This window comes from Pollutibacter soli, from assembly GCA_029269725.1.
GTDB lineage: Bacteria > Bacteroidota > Bacteroidia > Chitinophagales > Chitinophagaceae > Pollutibacter > Pollutibacter soli.
Map to the genome: position 1 here is coordinate 313,242 of JARJHS010000003.1, position 21,533 is coordinate 334,774.

General features: G+C 40.9%; 12 protein-coding genes and 1 tRNA gene. 6 read left to right on the forward strand and 7 right to left on the reverse strand.

Annotation, left to right across the window (positions count from 1 at the left end):
- Nucleotides 1-51 precede the first annotated feature (51 nt).
- Genes P2W82_RS09735 through P2W82_RS09745 form a run of 3 tightly spaced genes read left to right on the forward strand, consistent with a single transcriptional unit; the run spans nt 52 to nt 3,679 of the window.
- Nucleotides 52-666, forward strand: coding sequence for a riboflavin synthase (locus tag P2W82_RS09735; RefSeq protein ID WP_336515682.1), 615 nt, complete (start codon nt 52-54; stop codon nt 664-666).
- The gene (locus P2W82_RS09740) at nt 663-1,580 is read left to right on the forward strand and encodes a glycosyltransferase family 2 protein (RefSeq protein ID WP_336515683.1); all 918 of its coding nucleotides are present in this window, start codon (nt 663-665) and stop codon (nt 1,578-1,580) included. The genes P2W82_RS09735 and P2W82_RS09740 overlap by 4 nt, the downstream gene beginning before the upstream one ends.
- 56 nt (nt 1,581-1,636) lie before the next feature.
- On the forward strand, nt 1,637-3,679 hold the full coding sequence (locus tag P2W82_RS09745; protein ID WP_336515684.1) for a hypothetical protein: 2,043 nt from the start codon (nt 1,637-1,639) through the stop codon (nt 3,677-3,679).
- A 1-nt stretch (nt 3,680) separates the two neighbouring features.
- On the opposite strand, the gene P2W82_RS09750 is transcribed toward P2W82_RS09745, so the two are convergent.
- From P2W82_RS09750 to P2W82_RS09760, 3 genes are all read right to left on the reverse strand, one after another.
- A complete protein-coding gene (locus tag P2W82_RS09750; RefSeq protein WP_336515685.1) occupies nt 3,681-5,414 on the reverse strand; it encodes an ArnT family glycosyltransferase in 1,734 nt (577 codons plus the stop codon).
- Between the two features lie 66 nt (nt 5,415-5,480).
- Nucleotides 5,481-10,505, reverse strand: a complete 5,025-nt coding sequence (gene porU2, locus P2W82_RS09755; RefSeq protein WP_336515686.1) for a putative type IX secretion system sortase PorU2 — start codon at nt 10,503-10,505, stop codon at nt 5,481-5,483.
- Nucleotides 10,506-10,521: 16 nt separating this feature from the next.
- Nucleotides 10,522-11,634 (reverse strand): putative type IX sorting system protein PorV2, encoded by a 1,113-nt coding sequence (locus tag P2W82_RS09760; RefSeq protein ID WP_336515687.1) that lies wholly within the window; start codon nt 11,632-11,634, stop codon nt 10,522-10,524.
- 189 nt (nt 11,635-11,823) lie between these two features.
- Here P2W82_RS09760 and tyrS point away from each other — a divergent pair, with 189 nt between their 5' ends.
- Nucleotides 11,824-13,110 (forward strand): tyrosine--tRNA ligase, encoded by a 1,287-nt coding sequence (gene tyrS, locus P2W82_RS09765; RefSeq protein ID WP_336515688.1) that lies wholly within the window; start codon nt 11,824-11,826, stop codon nt 13,108-13,110.
- 116 nt (nt 13,111-13,226) lie between these two features.
- On the opposite strand, the gene P2W82_RS09770 is transcribed toward tyrS, so the two are convergent.
- Both P2W82_RS09770 and P2W82_RS09775 read right to left on the reverse strand, forming a co-directional pair.
- Entirely contained in the window at nt 13,227-13,928 is a 702-nt protein-coding gene (locus tag P2W82_RS09770) for an SGNH/GDSL hydrolase family protein (RefSeq protein ID WP_336515689.1), read from the reverse strand.
- A 332-nt stretch (nt 13,929-14,260) separates the two neighbouring features.
- Nucleotides 14,261-16,660: a TonB-dependent receptor gene (locus P2W82_RS09775; protein ID WP_336515690.1), complete on the reverse strand. Its 2,400-nt coding sequence runs from the start codon at nt 16,658-16,660 to the stop codon at nt 14,261-14,263.
- Between the two features lie 322 nt (nt 16,661-16,982).
- On the opposite strand from P2W82_RS09775, the gene P2W82_RS09780 reads away from it, so the two are divergent.
- A tRNA-Gln gene (locus P2W82_RS09780) sits at nt 16,983-17,053 on the forward strand.
- A 974-nt stretch (nt 17,054-18,027) separates the two neighbouring features.
- Nucleotides 18,028-18,450, forward strand: coding sequence for a hypothetical protein (locus P2W82_RS09785; protein ID WP_336515691.1), 423 nt, complete (start codon nt 18,028-18,030; stop codon nt 18,448-18,450).
- Nucleotides 18,451-18,897: 447 nt separating this feature from the next.
- Here P2W82_RS09785 and P2W82_RS09790 read toward each other — a convergent pair whose 3' ends face one another.
- Nucleotides 18,898-19,329 (reverse strand): DUF2177 family protein, encoded by a 432-nt coding sequence (locus P2W82_RS09790; protein ID WP_336515692.1) that lies wholly within the window; start codon nt 19,327-19,329, stop codon nt 18,898-18,900.
- A gap of 346 nt (nt 19,330-19,675) precedes the next feature.
- Nucleotides 19,676-21,229 (reverse strand): serine hydrolase domain-containing protein, encoded by a 1,554-nt coding sequence (locus tag P2W82_RS09795; protein ID WP_336515693.1) that lies wholly within the window; start codon nt 21,227-21,229, stop codon nt 19,676-19,678.
- Between the last annotated feature and the right edge of the window lie 304 nt (nt 21,230-21,533).

Sequence of the window (21,533 nt, forward strand, 5' to 3'; positions counted from 1 at the left end):
AATACAGGGAAAAATTCCCGCAGTTATCCGAAATTCGACGCAAATTAAACCATGTTCACCGGCATTGTAGAAACCACAGGTACGATTAAAAGACTGAAGTCCGAAGGAACCAACCTGGTGGCATGGATCGATTCTTCGATTACCGCGGAACTGAAACCGGACCAAAGCCTTTCGCATGATGGGGTCTGTCTCACTGTTGAATCAATTGAAAATAATACATATCGCGTAAGTGCCATTGCGGAAACCCTTGCTAAAACTGCGCTTGGAAGCTGGAAAACGGGAGGAAAAGTAAATCTTGAACGGGCGATGAAGATGAATGACCGACTGGATGGCCACATAGTACAGGGTCATGTAGATACAACTGCAACCTGTGTATATAGAGAAAACAAATCCGGAAGTTGGTTATACAGTTTTGCGTTCCCCTCAAAATTCGCGGCTTACATTATTGAAAAAGGATCGATCTGTGTGAATGGAATCAGCCTTACAGCATTTGATGTCAGCACTGATCGATTTTCAGTGGCTATCATTCCATATACTTTTGAACATACCGGCATAAAAGATATTCAACCCGGCATGAAAGTCAATCTTGAGTTTGATATGGTGGGAAAGTATATTTTGCGTAGCCAGGAATTGAAAACCTTTACTAATCCAATATCACAAATTTGACACCTTATTGTTCGGTTATCGTTCCCGTTTATAATGAAGCAGATAATATCGCTTCGTTTTACGCTGAGCTGGTAAAACATATCACTGCGAATTTTGAATTGATCTGGATTAACGACGGCAGCAATGATGGCTCGCTGCAACAGATAAAAAAAATCGCTTCAGGAGATCCACGAGTCCGGTGTGTTTCTTTTTCCAGGAATTTCGGCCAACAGGCAGCATTGATGGCAGGGTTGCATTATGCGCGCGGGGAAAGAATCGTTCTGATGGATGGAGATCTTCAACATCCGCCAGAACTCCTTCCAGCATTTTTCAATAAGCTGGATGAGGGATATGATTTGGTATCAGGAAAGAAAATGGGTACTGCGGATATCCGGCAAACAAAAAAGCATTTTACGAAATTGTTTTACTCCATCCTGAATATGATTTCAGACACCCGCATTGAGCCTGATGTTTCTGATTTCAGGGTTTTCAATCGTAAAATCGCAGATGCTCTGATTAAGTTCGAAGAACGAGAACTTTTTTTAAGAGGTGTATTTAACTGGATAGGATTTAAAACAACCACAATCGATTTTGTTGCGCCTGCGAGAAAAGCCGGAGAAACAAAATACAGTTTTGGAAAGATGATCCAGTTAGGATTGAAAGGTACACTTTCATTTAGTTTCAAACCACTGAGGTTATCGCTGCTGATCGGGACGATCGTCTCACTTGCATCATTTTGTTATATCATTTACGCAATCGTCGTTTATTTCAAAGGCCATACTATACCCGGTTGGGCCTCGTTGATCATTGGTGTTATGTTTCTTGGTGGAATACAATTGATAATGATCGGGTTAATCGGTGAATATATCGCCAGCTTTTTCAACGAGATAAAAAAGCGACCACTTTTCCTGATTGATGAAACAATCAATTGCTGATTTCATCACCGCTTATATCACGGATTCAAAAACAGTTACCTGAGTTTTCACAATAGATGCAAATTTCAAAAGAGAATAAGACAGCTCTTCTCATAGGTGCCCTGATCATTTTAGCCTATGCGCCACTGTCAGGTTTTGTTTTTGGATTGAAGAATGATGCGTTCACTGATTATTTCCCTCCTAAATTTTTCCTGGGTGAGACTTTAAAAGAAGGTCGTCTGCCACTCTGGAACCCATATCTCAATTTCGGTTTTCCGGTGTATGGAGATATGAATATTGGTTATTGGAACCCAGTAACCTGGATTGTAGCAGGTACGTGGGGATACAATGCCTATAGCTTTACTTTAGAAACAATAATTTACCTGGTTCTTTCGGGAATCGGATTTTATAAACTGACAAGCATATGGAACTGGTCACGGTTGGTGAGAATCAATTCATCACTTTCCTATGCGTGTTGCGGTTTTATAGTCGGGCATTTGCAGCATTTCAACTGGATCAGCAGCATGGCCTGGTTTCCTTTTCTACTTTACTTTTTTCTTAGGTACTTATCCGAAGGAAGTATAAAGCCCTGGCTTGGATTTTCTGTCTCGTTATACTTGTTTTTCACAGCAGCTCATCCTGGAATAATTATCGGAGCTTTTTATTTCATCATGATCATTTTTCTATATGACATTCTCAGGGTAAGAAAATTCACCGCAGAACGAAACTCCTATCTGAAAAGAATTGCCATATTGATCATAAGCAGCGTTGTTGTACTGGCTGGGCCCATGTACGCATATCTGGAAGTTCTGCCTGTTGTCAATCGCGGAGAAAAATTACTTTTTGCAGAGACAGGAGAACCTTCTGGTTGGCAGACCTGGATATCGCTCCTCCTGCCATTGGCTTCGACCAAAAATGATGCATTTTTCAATTCAGATATTTCGATGAGAAATCAGTATCTCGGGTTGGCATCACTGATCTTTTTAGTTTTTTCTTTCAGAAAAAAAATTCTCAAAGAGATCCCGCAATGGTTAACCATTACCATCTTCTTTTTCGTGCTTTGCAGCGGTACTTTTTTTAGCCGGGTTCTTTACGCGATTATCCCGGGTGTTGGTTATGTCAGACTGCTGGGAGAATATACAATCTTTTCTTTATTCGGATCCATTGTGCTGGCTGGCTATGCGTTTGACCATTATATAAATTCCGACCGGTCCCGTAATGTAGAAAAGATTATTACCGCTATAAGAATCTTTTTAGTGTTGTTGCTTTTGTTCGCCATTGGAGCAGCTGTATACACCAAAGAAAGTTTAGTATTTACGGCCGTGTCACAAGAAGGATCAGGCATGCGTTCTGTTATAAAACATCTCGCAGATTCTCTCTCATTCTATGATGCAATTTATATCCAATGTTTACTTCAGCTGTTTATCCTGTATTTTCTGTATAAAAAAATCCACTCAAATAATAATGCACTGATGAAATGGATGGTGATCGATCTGCTCCTGGCTACCCTAATGAACTTACCATTTACCGGAGTCGGTATAAGAAGCCCGGCAGAAATTCAACAGCTGATTAATTCTGCAACAGAACAAAAATCGGTTACAAATATCTCAGAATCTATTGCATCGCAACAGTTAAAAGATAGTGTTGATAAAAAAGTTATCGGCGATTCCCGATGGTACCAGCATGCACCTGGCAATCTTGTAAAGATCAATTACCCGCTCATACTTAAGACAGCGGAGAATCATTTCAGAAGTGATAGAAAACCATTAACTGACCAGTTGCCGTTCATTTTCACGACTTCTAAGAAAACGGAAAACAAACTTGAGTTGAGGCAATTTTCTCCGGGAAAGATTTTACTTACTGCAAATTTTGAAACCCCTGACGATATAGTAGTTCAACAGATGAATCACAACGGATGGCGGTTAAAAATCAATGCAAAAAAATCCGCTATCAAAACAAATGAAGATGAGTTTCAAACGTTTTCAATACCTAATGGAAAATCGGAAATAATGCTGGAATTTAAAAATCCGGCGATTGTTTTCTTTCTGATTTATTCTGCAATCATTTTCTCTGCACTGTCGGGCTTTCTCCTCATCTTACATTTCAGAAAAACCAATTAGTTTATTTAGGTAGCCAGATTTCGGCATTCTGATAATTGATTGCTTTCTGATAAAAAGAAGTAATACCGGGAAGCATGAAATCCTTTTCTACAACAACAGCTTCGTATACACTATCAGCATTAAACGGCCGGTAATCCAGGCTTTTTTCTGCGCCCATATAGATATCAGGTTGCAAGTCTTCCTTTCTGCTGTAATACTCAATCGCTGGTTTCAGATAACCATATTGCAGGTAAATTTTCCGGATATTTTTTTTGATCAAGGTTTGACTCACATCACGTGCTGCAATATCCATTTGTCTGCTCCATCTGAGAAATTCGCCCTGGTAAACAAAGTAACTGTTGAGAATTAAAACTATGATAGCAATTACAACAACTATCGCGTTGTTGATTGAACGCTTTCCCGAAAAATAGAAACACAACCCTGCAACCGCTGTACCTACAGATATCGTAAAGAAAATTATTACATGATCGAACAAAGGTTTTGCCTGGATGAATGAAAACAACAAAACCATCCCAAGTGCAACCACGCTGCACATTGTAAAAAAATTTGCGGGGAAATGTTTACGGTTCAGCCAGGCGGCCATTATAATCATCGGGATAAGTAAAATACTCCCCCATCCGAAACCCATCTGCCAGAGACCAAGGTACAAAACAGTGTCCTTCATCAACAAAAACGAACGTCGATAGATATCCGGGAAGCCATACCTGGCAATTTCCGCCGCATGATTAGTAAGGATGTCAGGCAAATAAAACACAAATAATACTGGCACAGCTTTTAGGCTCTGTTTAAAAAACATCCTGAAAAGCAACCAGCTTTTCATCTGTATCGCATCGGTAATGGAAACCAGTAACAGAAAACAATGCGTGAAGAGAAACAACGGATTTGACAGATACCCGAGTATGAGTACAACGACTAAACAAGTTTTCCAGCTCCTTTCATTTGCCCTTTCTTTCATTTTAAAAAGTATCCAGAACGATAAGAATGAAAATAAAAGCACAAAAGAGTATGAGCGTGCAAGTACCGAGAACATGGTCACCAGCACAGAACTGGAAACAAATACGGTTGATATCATTGCTGATGCACTATTAAAATATCTCCTGATCATCATCCAGAAAATAAAAACAAATGCCAAAGCGCTGAGCATAGCAGGAAGTCGGATGGCTACATCCCTGTCTATCGGCAGGTACAAAAAAACTGAAGCAACAAAACTGTAGAGTATGTGATTGTTTCCGGGAAGGATAAGACTCTTCCAAAGTGACCTGTCGATAAAATAATTACTCGTCCACATTTCATCATACTGCATAGGGATTATTGACATCAACCAGAAAGTTCTTATTGCCAGCAGGACAAGGAATGCAAAAATGAATACGCGATCAATCGCGGGGTAGCTTTTCAACCGCGTTGACAACGAACGGGAAATCAGCTGCAGATCCGAAACAAATGATGCTAAATTTGCTGTGATCTTCTCTTTTCGCTTCCACACCGGAAACAAACTCAGGATTAAAATAGATAATATCGATAGAGAAGCGACCCTTGAAATCCGAAATGATTTCCCGGGATAAACAGATTTTAAAAATTCAGTCCAATCCGGCTTGTCGATTGCACCAGCTATCTTTTGTATAAATTCAGCGTAAGAGGAATTGAAAAGAAAAAAACATATCGCTGCCAGCAAAATAATTGGCAATGCAACAGAGAGAATCAGAAATAATTGAAGAATTCTGTGCCCAGGCTTCATGAAAAAATGCTGACCTGAATATTCGGGAAACGTATCCGGAAATTCAGATCAGCATAAAAATAAGCTTTATCGCATCAGGTACATTTTTCCGTAACCAGCTTTAAAGTACTGGTCGGTTTTATCGCCCTCAGCCTTGTATTTGTCAAGTGATTTTCCGTTCAGGTTTGTAAGAACGCGATAGAGATAGACACCGTTAGCGAGTTTCTGACCATACTGATCTGTGCCATCCCATTTAAATTCAGTGATATTTCTACCCACATGAATAGGACCTAACTCCTGTTTGGTTATTTCGCGAACGATTTTTCCTGTGATGGTCAGTATCTGGATACGCAGATTCTGTGGAGGTTCACTGCCAGTAACCGTAAATACAAACGCTGTCGAAGTAGTGAACGGATTCGGATAGTTCAGCAGGTTAGAGATCATCGGCTTGTTGATGATTGAGAACACAACCCTGTAATCTGTCATGCCTGTTGGATTGCCACTCTTATCTTTTCCTGTCACAAACAATTCGTATTCGCCATCCTCGCCAAATACCGGGGAGAAATCTATTGTCGCCGTATTATCGGTATTTCCACCACTCAAATCGGCAGGAGTAAATCTCAGCGTATCATTATCAAACCTGAATGTGCGTTCATCACCGTTCGGATATTTTACTTTTAACTGCATAAGTGCAGTGTCATTCAGTGCAAGGTATTTGCTGTTATCTTTCAGCTTAACTATGATCTTCGGTTTTGCAGAAACGATATCACGGTTAAGGATATGCACTCCATCAAATGTTACATCCAGCGTTGGGTGATATGTATCCGGTTTCACAAACAAACCTTTAAACACAAAGTTGTTGAACAGGAACTGCTCCGGTTGATCATAATTAGGATTGACATTAAGGAACAAAGTACTTGTACCGGGATAATCCTTCGTATTTATGCTGTGCGTTAGCATAATCGTGTCATTGGGTTGTAATGGTTTCTTCCGCTGTATCCCCAGGTCATGCGTTACATTATCCTTATCAGTCAATTGCATGATCACTTTCAAACTGTCAAATGCTTTATTGCTGACATTTTTAAATGCAACATCAAATTTGACATCTTCGCCCAATTCAAGTGTATCACGGGTCACAGAACCTGCTACAGCAACCAATGCTCCTTCCGGTGGCAACTCACCAAGAAGTCTCCAGTAACGAAGCTGTGGCGGTGTACCATGAATTGTATCCTTGTTCTTCATCCTGAGACGCAGATAAGGATAATTCTTAGCATCGACCCAGGCGAGTGATGTATCGGAAGTCAGTTGCAGGTCTGCAATCAGGTTTTCATTTCCGGAATAATCTTTTCCATAAAGCAGGTAGCCCACGGAATCTCTTTCCAATTCTTTTGGTCTTGCATCAATCAGCAACTTATTCCATTTACTTGCTGGTCCGAGCCATGGTGAGCTGACTTCGCCGAAGTTTTTCCTGATGGACAAATCAAAATTTGCTTCGAGGAAATCAGATTCTTTAGTTCCAACCTTATTATAGATCGGGTAAGAAGGATCACCTTTCTTTTGGAAGAATATAAAGGGAACATTCTTCGTGAATCCGTCGATATCAACAAAACCAAGTTTTTTAAATGTATGATACAAAGATCTGCCGCTTCCAAGATGTGCTGTATCAGCCATCCACTGATTTATAAAATTGGTATTGTTTGTTCTGCCGTAGTTGCTGATGGAAATATAATAACCATTGGGAATTGACTCCAGGAAATCCATTGCACGTCTTCTGAAACTGGTATCGGTATAACCAAATTCAAAGCAGTAACCGTTGTGTACGCAAGGAGGAACACTACCGAATCTTCCATAACCATCAGGTTGTACTGTATTTTTCCAGGGTTCGAGTGTAAGACTGTCATACACGAAAATCTGGATTGAGTTTATTCGACAACCATAGTTGGTGAATATATCAGTATTCAGTGAAACGCCAATCTGGAATGCTCCATAATAGGGGTCAAGTCCATTCTTAATGGTGAGTCGCGCATTGACAGTGCCATAACGGTACACTCTGTCATTATCAAGGGTAAGATCTACCTGTTCACTTTTCTTATGCTGGAAATAATGTGACTGGTTGAAGCCTTCTCCAGCACCTGGCAGGTAAATAAAAGACGAATTATTCCAGACATGTGTATCTCCAGGTCCTGGAACCGGTGATGTTCTCCAATAGTAAACAGTACTGTCTGTCAGGTTTAAGCCCGCGACATTAAATTGCAGCAAACCACCACGCGAATTGATGGTCTGTGTTTTCTTCCATGTTGAATTAAACAACTCGGTTGTATCCACTTCCATCACATAATTTCTCGGAGCACTGAAAGGACTTGAAGCGGAAGCGTAAAAAGTTGGGTTGCTGGTATTAACTATTCCGTAATTGATCGGAGCAATTGGCCTGGCTTCTTCTTCAATAATATAAAATACTTTGGTAAGCGTATTATTTGACTCAGAGATCTCAGTTACCGCATCATCAGCATCGATTGAAATGATGAGTTTGTTTTCACCTTTATCTGTCAGCGGATTAATAGGAATTTTCAATAATAAGGAATCCATGTAACGTATTCCCGGTATTTTCCTGTGGTAAATAAGCGTTTGTGTCCCGTTTGGCAACTGTCTTTTAACGTCGATAAGAATTGAATCACTAATTGCTTTACCGATGTTATACATCTTAATGTTTGCATCGAAATTATTGTCCGAAACGGAGATAAATGCAGGGTTGAATTTTACAAACGGTTCCTCAATAATATAGTCAGGAGCTGGCTGCGGATACAATTTTATTGCAGGATCACCGTGCATGAGAATTTCTTCAGCATGCATTTTTCCAAAGAAATCAGTAGCGCCAGTGACGCTCAACAATTTTTTTGCTGCCTCTATCTGTAACTGACTTACCGTAAGAGAATAGTCTTTCGAAATTGCTTCATAAAAACCATAAGTGAAGATATTGAGATATGCGACGATACCGTAGTGTGTACTCGCCATGAATCCGATACATCCGCGTTGGTTTGCCAATACGTATTTTTCAGATAATGTTTGTGCATTTGCTGTTATTCTCAAAGTATCAAACACGAAAAAGTTACCGGCATTACATCCATTCACAAGGAACATCGGGTATTTACCGGCGTTATTATAAATGTTGGGATCATCCAGGTTGAACTCAAGCGTATTTGCAGAAGAGTGACCGAAATAAGTAAGCAGGTTTATTCCTTCAGCAAACAAATCTTTAAGCTGCTGTGATGTCAATTGCTGTACAGAATATGCAGAGTTCTTGCTGAAGCTGTAAACTTTACCACCAAATGCCGTGTCTTCAATTACTTTCGCAGCAGCGTTCATATATCCATAAATCACCGACTGCAAGAACGGATCACTTCCTCCAATTGCATGCACAACATTTTTTAACCAGCCACGATCTCCGAATGTTTGTGAACCAGTTTTAAGGACATTTTCATGCTCCTTCACTTTATTCAGATAACTGGTTATTTCATCAGGAAAACAGACAGCTAACCTACCGATGGGAGTTTCCGGAATGGGATCTAAATCTTCGGAAGCTAAAATATTGTCGGATGCGGGGGAACCGAATGTAGGTACGAGATGCAGTCGATCCGTTAAGGTCTTTGATTGTTGATTTCGATATTGATCGTAAGTGAGACCACGACCAATGATGAAAACGAATTTAGGTTTTACAGGATATCCGTTTCTCGCGAAACGGATAAAGTTCTTTACAGAAAGCGGGTGTTGTTTTATCCCAAAAGCAAACTGGTCAACGAGTTGATCGATATCATAAACTTCAGCATTGAAACTTCCACCTTCAGGAGAAGATCTGAATGCCTTGTAGTTTTCTACCGGGTTTCCATTTGTTCCTGAGTAAAGAACAGGATTGGAAATAATCAGGAAATCACCCGGCTTTTTAGCGTAGTCGACGAAGTTGCGTTCTTTAAGCGATGTAACGTCTGTGAAGGCGGGTCCTGACGAATTCATAAGGACCATGTGCCTGTCCGATGTTGATGGGGGAAGCACAAACCTTACCCTGCTCGCAGATTTAACCGCGACATATCTCTTGTTATTGGTGAGATCGTATAAAACAGGGTTTGAAGTTGCGGTAAAATTGAAGCTTCCTATATCAAGATAATCCCCATCGGCTTTTGCAGGAAGAGTGAACTCGAAATATGGATTGCCTCCAAAATTGAAAGTTCTCGGATATGTCAGCTCAAATTTCCCAAAGACCATGCGATCCGATGGTACATTACTCGTACTGGCAAAACGGAATGAGTCAATCGTTTTTCCGATCATGGATATGGGCAACGGTATTTCCCTGACAGCTGTCTGAAAAAATTGCAATGGTTCATCAAGCAATTTGTTTCCATTGACATACACCTGCCATGTTCTTTGATTCTGAGCCGCGCCTGCAGCAGAAACACGCAACACAGGATCTGGTCCTGCTGTATATACAAAAAGATTATTCCTGTTTTCAACTAAGGGACTTGCCGGAAACACATCGCGGGAAGACCAACCTTCTCCTGTTTCAAAAGTGGAAGAGTATACATATTCTCCAACAACAGCAGCTTTACCCGGATTGATTTTTATCCTGTTAGCCGCGCTTACATAGGTGTACATTAAATAAGGAGAAGGTGCAAGAGTATTTCCGGCAACATTGTTAGTTTCATTGATGATACGCTGATTTCCTCCACCCGGATTCAATGTTAGAAAATAGGAAGAAGTATCAGTTACAAGGCTATACCTGTTTGAAATTCTTTCTGCCGGGTTTTCATACATTTTATCGTCAAAATGACCATCATTTATCACGCCGGCGAATTCGATAAAATCATCTGATGCAAACAGACCGGTGGATTTAGATGTAAAGATGGGAACTTCAACTCCATTGTGCCAAAGTTGAAAATCCTGCGCCTGGGCATTCGCAAGACCGGCAGCACTCAGGACCGATGCATTTATACGCACCAGGCCATTGACGCCCACATGCATTTTATAATAGGTCTTGCTATAATCAATCCATTCATTGTTGTATTGTGCATTCGCAATAAATACAAACACAGACAATAAAAGGGTCATCCATAGTTTCTTCATACCAGGTGATGTATTTCTATTGGTTTTCTTTCTTTTTCCGGATCAGGTTGAGTCTGAGGGAAAAAATATGGGAATATAACGGATTCGATTGGTTGGCCAGATTGGTAAAAGCGTAATCAATAGACAAACTCTTCAGCGCGAAACCAACACCAACACTAGGTTGGTATATCCACACTTTCTGTTGATTAAGTGTATCACCATCTTTCAAAGCCTGCTGGAAATTATAAATACCTGCACGCACAAAAATCAGGTTCTTATATCCGAGTTCCAGCCCTGCTCTTGGATCGATACTTACCGGATCAGCACTGAACACAACATTGCGTTTACCATCAAACGTGATATCAAAATTGGCTTCAGCCTGCAGATTGAACTGTTTTGACAATTTAAAATTATAAGCACCCCCAAGTATAAGTCTCGGCGCTGTAAGCTCTGTTGACTTAACAGGAATATCATTGTTGGTCAGGTATAAAACTTCCTTTTCCTTTTCAGTAAATGTAAATTTCCAGGCATTGAAAGTCGTTGTCAGATCTCTAACGGCAGCGCCTATACGCCAGTTTTTCTGCTGCATCTGAAAGCCTGCATCAATTCCAAATCCCCAGGCTTTTGCAAAACTTCCTACACTCCTGTGAATCACTTTTGCATTTGCGCCAAAGCTGATCTTTCTTTTTTCGGTATTGACCAACGATTGAGAATAGGTAAAAAGAAATGCATAGTCAGCAGAAGAAAATGAGCGGACATTGTTATAGTTAAGGGAACCATCAGGTTCAACTAAAAAAAGAGTGTTTGGAATATCATCAACTGCGAACCTTAACAGGGAGAAGCCTAACGACCTTTTGTTATCGTTTACCGGTAATGCAAGGCTCAGGTAATCATACTTACCGATACCGGCAAAATACTCCGCATGCATCAGGGTTACAATGGGATAATCACGCACATTGAAAAGCCCGGCAGGGTTCCAGTATCCGGCGGTTCCATCATTTACAGAAGCCACCTGCGCACCACCCATGGCAAGTCCACGGGCGCCTGCACCTATATTTAGAAACTCATTGGAATACTTACGGAATTGCGAAAAAGCAATCAGGTTTAAGGATACAAAATAGATTAGTAGCAGCGCAGATTTACGGTTCATCTGGTTGATTTTCGAAGGCATTCGCACTAAAATAAGCTCGGGTAAATGTTGCGTCGATCTGCAAATGTACGGTGATACGCAACTAAAAACCAACAAACTCAATGGTTTATAACGGTTAACCACCGCCTATTATTGCTCAATCTTGGGAAGCAGGTCTTTCTGTTTTACATTTGCGCAAATTTGATGAAAATGAATCTGATAGAGGAGCTAAGGTGGCGAGGCATGCTTCAGGATATCATGCCCGGGACCGAAGAACAGCTTTTAAGAGAGATGACTTCAGGGTACATCGGCTTTGACCCAACTGCCGACAGCCTCCATATCGGAAGTATGGTACAGATCATCCTCTTGCTCCACTTACAAAAAGCCGGGCATAAGCCACTTGCCCTGGTTGGTGGCGCTACGGGGATGATCGGAGATCCGACCGGCAAGAGTGACGAAAGAAACCTCCTGAGCGATGACGAACTGATTCGCAACCAGGCCGGCATACAGCGCCAGCTTGAAAAATACATTGACTTTTCAGATACTATTCCGAATTCAGCAGAAATCGTAAACAACCTTTCCTGGTTCAGGGACATGGATTTTATCCGGTTTCTGAGAGATATCGGGAAACACATTACAGTCAATTACATGATGTCCAAAGACAGTGTCAGGAAAAGAATTGAAGGGGATACAGGCATCAGCTATACCGAATTTGCATACCAGCTCATGCAGGGCTATGACTATTACTGGCTTTATACGCAGAAAGGCGTGAAACTGCAATGTGGCGGCAGCGATCAGTGGGGTAATATTCTCACGGGAACTGAACTGATCAGAAGAAAGGCCGGAGGCGAGGCATTTGCGTTTACATGTCCGTTAATCACAAAGGCTGATGGCGGAAAGTTCGGGAAAACGGAAAAGGGAAATGTATGGCTTGATCCTGAAAAAACTTCACCGTATCAGTTCTATCAGTTCTGGCTAAATGCGAGTGATGATGATGCAATCAAGTGGATCCGCATTTTTACTTTTCTTGGCAGGGAAGAGATTGAATCGTTGATTGCAGATCATCAAAAGGACGCTGGTTTAAGAATTTTACAGAAAAGACTGGCGGAAGAGATCACGGCCTTTGTACATGGAAAAGACGAACTCGCATCTGCATTATCTACTTCTGAGAAACTTTTTAAAGGTGATGGTGGCATTACGGATTTCCGCAGTTTTTCAGAATCGGAACTATTGACTGCTATGGATGGAGTTCCGCATTATTCACTTGCAATGGATAAAGTAAGTTCAGGAATTGACCTGGTAAGTTTGCTGGCTGAAACCGGTATTTTTCCTAGTAAAGGAGAAGCGCGAAAGACGATCCAGGGCGGTGGAGTAAGTGTGAACAGGGAGAAAGTAGTGGATCCATCAGCACCAATTTCAACTGCACAACTAATCGCAGGAAAATACATCGTGGTCCAGAAAGGCAAGAAGAATTATTACCTGGTAAAAGCGGAGTAGGTTTTAAGTTGAAAGTTAAAGGTTAAAAGCAGGTCGTTGCTGATTACGGCTCTTTACTTTCCGCAATTTCCCTAATGAATATTACGGTTTGTTTTTTGGGAAGAATCAATTGTTTCCTATCTGATTTTTGATATCTCCTTCCACATCTGCTCGGCTACAATCTCATTTCCTTTCGGATTGAGGTGAACACGATCGGTTGTAAGAATGCCTGACTCTTTATTGTCAGGATTGTTGGCGAGACTATATTCCAAAAACACTTTTCGCAAATCAACCAGAGGCAGTTGCTGTTCCTGTGCGATGTTCCTGATAAGGTTTGAATAACGATTCAAATCCCCGTCCTGTTGATTTGAGAAGTCATTTCTCTCTCCGATCACTGCAGGCGTACAAACAATTACTTTAATCTTCTGCGCCTTCAGTTTGGCAAGAACAGCATTGTAAAATTTCACAAATTTGTCCTGGTCAGTGCCAGTGCCGGAAGAAGCTTTGTGCCAGACATCATTCACACCAACATAAATAACAACAATATCCGGATTCTTTTTTAACACATCAGAATCCATTCTCAGGTACAGATCATAAATCTTATTTCCTCCGATCCCCGCACCTATCAGTTCGTACTTGGAAGAGAGATTCTGTTCACTGAGCTTCTTATTCAAAACATCAATATAACCACCAGGATTGACAGCTGCCTGCGTGATGGAATCGCCAAAAAAAACGACCTTCTTTTTCTCCTGCCGCTTAATATAGGAAAAGCTGGATACTATTAAAAAAGTGGAGAAGATCAGGCCAATAAGCACCGACATGCGGGAGATAACTGGCATGGCAATTTTTGATTAAGGGTTAAAAGTTCTGCCTGCAAAGAAATTGAATCCGTGCGAAAAAACGCAAAGCAGCTCAAATTATTTTGATATTTCAGATGACGGAAAAGTTGAATGTTTAATATTTAGGATTGAAAGTTAAGCGACTTTATCGATCAAATCATCGCGAAATGCGCAATGAAAATAATTTCTCAGCTTGTCTTGTAGTTAAGAACATGATGCAAATTTGATAGACAAAACGACAGAGCTCTGTATTTCAGTTCATCGTTTTTCGCTGCTTGTCCTTCGTTTTTCATTCTTCATTTTCGTTTGTCGTTGGTCGTTCTTCGTCTTTTTTAATTTGCTCGTTGATTCAGCTCATCAATTCCCGACTGCCGGTTTCTTGCAGCCTTCACCTGCGAATTACCGAAACGCCACGTGAAATTGGCCTTAAACTGACGACTTTCGTAAGCGCCGGAAGCGATGATGTACAAACCACCGAAATCACTCACTCCTTTCCATGGCATCGTATAGAAGATATCGGTTATACTGACACGTAAGGTGGCGTTATCCCTGAGGAGTTTTGTCTGGAGGCCGGCATCCAGGTTCCAGAACGCACTTGTCCTGTAAGTTCCACCCCAGACCGATGGTGAATTATAGGAGCCGCTCAGTTCTGCAGTCAGTTTTTTATTGAGTTTGAAGGTCTGTTGCTGATAAAGATTAAACACAGTTGCATTCAGCTTAATGATTTTATTTTCTTCAAACTGTGCTCGATACCTCGAATGATAAAGATTTGCATTTGCATACACACTCCACCATTTGATAATGCTGAATGGATATGTCACTGTTAAACTATATACCTGCTGATTGGCCAGGTTTCTTTGTTGTATATAGTTGCGGTTACCATCAATAGTATCTGTAACCTGCGCGAAATAATCGGTTACTTTACTGTACGATAAGGTTGTAGTCAGCTTTTGGTTATAAGAATGGCGAAGCTCAATGATGTTGGTGTACTGCGGCTTCAGGAAAGGATTACCTTTTCTGAACGATAACTGATCGAGCTGATACTCGAACGGATTCAGATCCTGGTATCGGGGCCGATCGATTCTCCGGCTATATGATAGGCCCAGACTTTGTTTTTCTGCTGGCTGCCACGTGATGCCCGCACTTGGGAAAAGATTGAGATAGCTTCGTTTTACATTCTCATCATCTACTGCTACGGCTGCGGTCAGCTCACCATGACTATTGGTTTGTTCCAGGCGCACACCCGCATGCATGCCCCACTTCTTCCACTGCCTGCGATACTGACCATACAATGCATTGATAAATTCTGTGTACTCAAAACGATTGCTCCTGTTTGGATTCAATATGGGCTGATCGTTTTCGTTGTATTCGTAAAATTGAAAATTATTGTCGGTGAGTACAAGCGATGATTTAAATCCGAATGCCAGGCGTCCTTTGCCAAGGTTCTGCTCATAATCAGATTTCAGACTGATCATATTTATATCCGTTGGCATTTCGGAACTAAAAATGTACTCGGACAGCACAGTGCTTCCATCGCCACTATAATAAATATTCGGAGTGATATTTTTTCCGCGCATGCTGTACCTGCCAAAATCCGCATCGATGTTCCATTCGCGGCCTGTCGTATCAGTATAACGGTAATTCAGATTTGCTGAAAAATTGCGACGTTTATTTCTTGTTTGTGAATTCGCATACAAAATCCTATCTGTTTCCTTGATATTTGTCGGAGCGATAGGAGTATAGCTGCTGGAGTTAAACTCCATATTCCCCAGGTTACCATTGATCACGATTCCCAGAGTTGATCGTGAGTTCAGGAAATAGTCAGCGCCGGCTTTCAGGTTATGTCCCTGGAAATGTCCCCTGCTTTGCGCTTTCTGATCGTAGCTGGTGTCGTTCTGCTCACGGTACAGGTTCAGTTCATTCCAGTTGCGGTTATTGTAATAGCTGTAGTTCGCGAAATAGTTTACTTTCTTATTTCGATAATTCAAAGAAGCAGCACCGTTGTACTTGGAAAATTTCATGATGCCATATCCCCCACTCAGGCTTCCGTTCAGACCATAATTTTTATTTTTCTTCAGCCTGATATTGATTATGCCCGCATTTCCTTCTGCATCATATTTAGCAGAAGGATTGGTGATGATTTCTATCGCTTCAATATCATTACTGCTCAATCCTCTCAGGTAGGCTGCGAGATCGGTGCCTGCAAGAGGACTGGGTTTGCCATCAATATAAATGCGCACACCATTTTTACCACTCAGTAATATATTATCATCCTTATCAACGATCACACCGGGCGATTTCTGAAGAAGCTCAAGGCCGTTGTTACCAGTTGCATTGATACTCGCTTCAACATTGAAAACGAGTTTGTCGGGTTTTACTTCAACTATTGGTTTTTTACCGGTAACTACTACTGCGTCAAGCGCACGTGTGCTGCGTGTGAGTGTGATATGCGATTGCTGCAATAATGATTGTGGCGATATCCAGCGATTTTCAAATCCAACGGCATTAAACTGAATAAGCATCGGAATTGTATCCGGAACATTGAAACTGAATACACCATCGTCAGCACTTAATGTCGTCTTTAACAGTGAAGAATCTTTTGCTTTATGCAATGTCACAGTTACTTTCGATAAGCCTTCGCCATTTTCGTTTTTAAGTTTTCCCCTTATTTCCTGCGCTATCGTATGGAGTGTCATGAAAATGGGGAAGCATATTAGCAGGGCTGATCTCATCTTACTGAATTGAAAAGTTAAAACTAATATCAGCCAGAGGGGATTTTCCTGTAGTAATGCCCGATCGGAGTTTATAGAAGATAGATGGTTACCGCCTGTCAAAAACGCCCGGGGGGTCAAAAACCGATGCCCGGGAATTCACAGCTGATTCCGACTGGAATAAGTCACCTGCAGGTGATATCAAAACTCTGTATTATGCAATTTCTACCCGTACGTTCTTCGTCGTTTCAAAGGAATGTGCGCTCATACTACATACACCATTCAGACTAAAACTTGGTTGTAAAACGATATTCTGCTATTTTTGCACCCGCTTTTAGCGTATTGCCCGATAGTATAATGGTAGTACATCAGATTTTGGTTCTGACTGTCTTGGTTCGAATCCAGGTCGGGCAACAAAAGAAGGTTAAAAAGCTGGGTGCAGGTCTTTAAGGCCTGCATTTTTATTTTGACCATCCTGAATTCAATTCTTCCATTTCGCCAGACACAATATTACTTTTTATGTAGTCCCGGCGCCACAAAATACCATTGCACTCATCCGGGAAAAATATCTAAAGCCTCACTTGTCTTTCGTTCCTGCGGCGAGTTGTAAAGAATTCAGCCTGAAATCAGCCGTATTGAAATTCTAATCTTCATAACAAGTGATATAAAGCAATTCTGGCATAATATTTTAACCAGGAAAGGCACCCAAGAGAAAGATACAATTGGAAAAAAACGTTACCCAGAAAAGCACTGACTTTTAGTCGTGATGTACCGGAACAGCTCGCTCCGGTACATCTTTTTTTAAGCTATCTGTTTTATCTAAGAAATTACCTGTCAGCTACTTATGAGTTATGCTCCATTTGCCGTAGTAACTCAACGAGCACCAATAAATCACTCCACTTATTCTCGGATTTCGGTCGTTACATCGAGAAATATTTCGTCCTTTGTCTGTCTTTTTCTAAATTTGCCGCTCAAGTTTGCCCGATAGTATAACGGTAGTACCGCAGATTCTGGTTCTGCTTGTCTTGGTTCGAATCCAGGTCGGGTAACGAAAAAAATCAGGAGTAAGGAGTGAGAAGTAAGAAGGGCTGATAAATGCGAAACTCCATCTTGTTCATGAGATTAATGCAGGTTGTAATGCCTGCATTTTTTATTTACAGGAATCACAGATGCTTGATCTGCTTGTCGGGGGTTGCGGGTTCAAACAGCAAATAACAGTAGGTTGGGGAACCTATGGCGACTCATCAATAATACAACACAGGAATGTGCTATCACCAATTCCACCAGGTTAACTCATGTTAAAATCCGGTTGATTAAAATATTGTACACGAAAAATTCGTTACCGTGCGCTGATACTGAATCCTTCATTGTAAAATACAGTCTAACCAATGAAAAAATGTTTAAGCGGGTTGCTGGTGGTAACCATTTTCATCAGTTGCTCAAAATCCAATAGTGATCAGCAGCAAAGCAGTGGAATCAATGTTGGTCAGTTGACTAAACATACCTGGGTTCTCGATTCTGGAGTGATCATCTATAATGGTATGAGATCTGTACAGAAGCCTGCTTCCGGCGAGAGATGGGCGGCCGAATTCACTGCCAGCAACTACATCATCAAAATTCAAAACGAGCCCCCTGAAATAAGGAATTATTTGTTTAAAGCTAAAGACACTGTTTTCTACTGGGACCAATCAGATCAACGCGACCCGGATCAATATTTCCTGATCAAGTCACTTAATGCTGAAAAGTTAGTTACTCATGAAATTGAGCAGCTTACGCAGATGAAAGTAGAAACGTACATGCACGCTGAATAAGATTTTATATTTCAGATATTAGCATAGTCCAGCTCCTCTTACCAGGAAGCTGGATTTTTTTATACAAAAGATGCTTTTAAAATCGCTTAATAGTGATGAGTTGAAAATAATTAACACGGAAATTTCTGAATCCATCTGTACGAAAATAAAAAAGCTGAGGATAGATATCCTCAGCCGTAACATTGAGAAACACCTCGTCGTAAGACTCGATGTGTACATAAGGTAGTTAATTATTTACCTGATTTTAATGGGGGAAAACACCTGGTTTTGAATTCAGGCGGGTGAGTTTAAAAAGTTGGTTTTCATTTTTTTCAAAACAAATGCTTCAAACTTTTTTTAAATTTTTTATTCTGATTTTTATTGGAGAAGCTCGAACAAACTGGCCGATTCTCTAAAAATATTTCTTTGGCGGTTCTCTATCCCTTAAAGATTAGAATGCGATTAAAATTAAATTAGGTGACCAAACCGATTGAAGATTACTGCGATCAGATATCCCGCTGCTGCGCCAAGCGCAACATGCCATGTAACATCTACAATAGTTAATGTATCGGACCATCGGATGAACATCGACGCATTTGCGAAATTCCATGAACTTGCAGAAATCAGATTTATAAGTGCTCCTCTGAATGCAGCGCGACCAACGGAAATCATTGAAGTCTGTGTTTCGATGATAAAATACACCATACCAAAACTCAAAATCAATTCAAGAAGAACAACCCAAAACATATTCGTGTACTCGGATGGATGAATGACAGATTGGATAGGTGCAAACTGACGGTCAAAAAAATCACTCGCGATTTTTCCGTGAAAAAGTCCGTTAATGGCAAACATCAATACAAAAGAAGGAAGCCAGCAAATAAGAAAATTCTTGAGTTTCATTATAATCCGTAAGTAAGAAATAAGAAAACAAGCTATGCTAATATTTCAAATCCTTAACTTAATGCGCTTCAGATGATCTGAGTAAGATACAGAAAAAACTCCAGCAGGTAAGATTTAGCAGAATACAATCAATGCAAACAAACCCTGTTCAAATTTTCCATGGATATATATTCCGGTGAGTATTTAAAATTATAACTTCCTGATCGAAATAATAGACAGTTTACCGTAACATTTAAAGTAAGCCACTGTTAAAACAACTTTTTGAAAGTTACCATTAACGTGACTACCGGCAGTGGGTAAATCCGGAATTTGTAAAAATTCTTCCTGTGAAAATTCCAAGTAACTGTTACCTGGTTCCTTCCCAATGCTTTTTCTCGTTGTTAAAGCTCTGCCCGATTTCTACATCGACTTTTTCACTATCGAATTTGCAGGTATATGTTTCTGTATGCGGACTTTCAATATATCTGAGAGTCAGCTGCAAGGTTTGTGCATCCAGCCATCGATAAGATCCTGCTACTGCAAACGGAGCTAACCCTTCCAGATTATTTTTTGCTCTTGCAACAAGGTATGCGCCTTTTTTGTTTGTTTTACCCAACTTCCATGAAGAGGCAGAAAAACCGATCGGATAAACAGCAGAATCGGTTGAAAATGTAACCACACAATTCTTTTTCGTAAAATCAAATGCAACTGATTTAAATCCTGGCTGATCACCTGATTTTTTGAATTCCGATTTTCCGGCGGCAACAGCTTTAAAGGCAGAATCGGAAATCTTTTTAGGAGCGGGCAGTGATAAGGATGCGAGCTTTTTCTTTAATGCCGCTGCGGAGGCTTTATCAGAAACATCAGCATTCCCATCCTGTAACGCAGGAAGTAAATATTTGAAGATGAGATTTAGTTCATCCTGCATATTGTTTGTTTCGCTGGTGATGGATATCACCGCATCCTGGTCGGGCATTACTATAATGTATTGCCCATAAGCACCATCACCTCTGTATGCATTATTCCTGCATCGCCACATCTGGTAACAGTATCCCTGCAGCCAGTCATTACTGGCGAGTTGTTCTGCTGTTGCATTTGGATTCTGCATGATTTTTTTTGTGCTCGCTTCTTCGATCCAGCTTGCCGGAAGAATCTGAGTTCCTTTCCAGTCTCCTTTCTGCAAAAAGAGCTGACCAAATTTTGCCAGGTCTTCTGTACGTATACGTAAGCCCCATCCACCGGTATTAATTCCCCTGGGGTCAGTTTCCCAATCAATATCAGAAATGCCCAGGGGATCAAATAACCTGGGACGCAGATAATCAATTACCGACTGACCGGTGACTTTGGTCACGATCGCCGATAGCATATAAGTAGCGATGCTGTTATACAAAAACTTTGTTCCAGGCTTGTTTACCACCGGGGCGGCAAGAAATCCACGTACCCAATTGGTATCTCTCGCAGGAACATAGTTGGGTTCAGGCTCCTGCCCGGCAGACATGCTGAGCAGATCCTTAACTTCCATTGCAGCAAGATTTGCACTAACGGTATCGGGTAAGTCATTCGGGAAAAAAGCAATCACTTTCGCATTTACTGTTAATCGCTTTTCTGCAACACAGAATCCGATGGCAGTAGCCGTAAAACTTTTACTGCAGGAATACATGGTGTGTTTGAGATCTGCGCGATAGGGATTCCACCAGCTTTCGGCAATCACTTTACCATGACGCAGCAACATAAAACTATGGAACTCATTTTTCGACTGTTCAACAGCATTTACAAAATCAAGAATTGCCTTGCTGGAAACACCTTCTTTTTCAGGAGTACTTCGGATAAGAGGTTGTACATTACCAACACCAGTTTGAGCTGAGGTCTGGACAATCAAAAAAAGGCCAAGTAACAGGGTAGTCAGTTTTCGTATACGCATTGCAGTTGTGGATATGATGATTGAAAGTTGAGAAAATACTAATCTACTAAAATAAGATGAGGTTATTAGTATTCTTCCAGGCACATACCCTGTTTCAGAAAGCTGCAATGATTACTCGGGAGCGATATCAGAAATGGTTCATCAGAAATAAATCAACAGTAATCCCTTCTTTAACAATCAAACAAAAATTTGATTGCAGACTCAATCTGAAGATTGAATGTTATGATCACATGAATGAAAATCGAAATTTAAAGATAGTCGTACTTTTTTGGACGAAGGTACGCGGTGGGCTGTTCAGGCATTT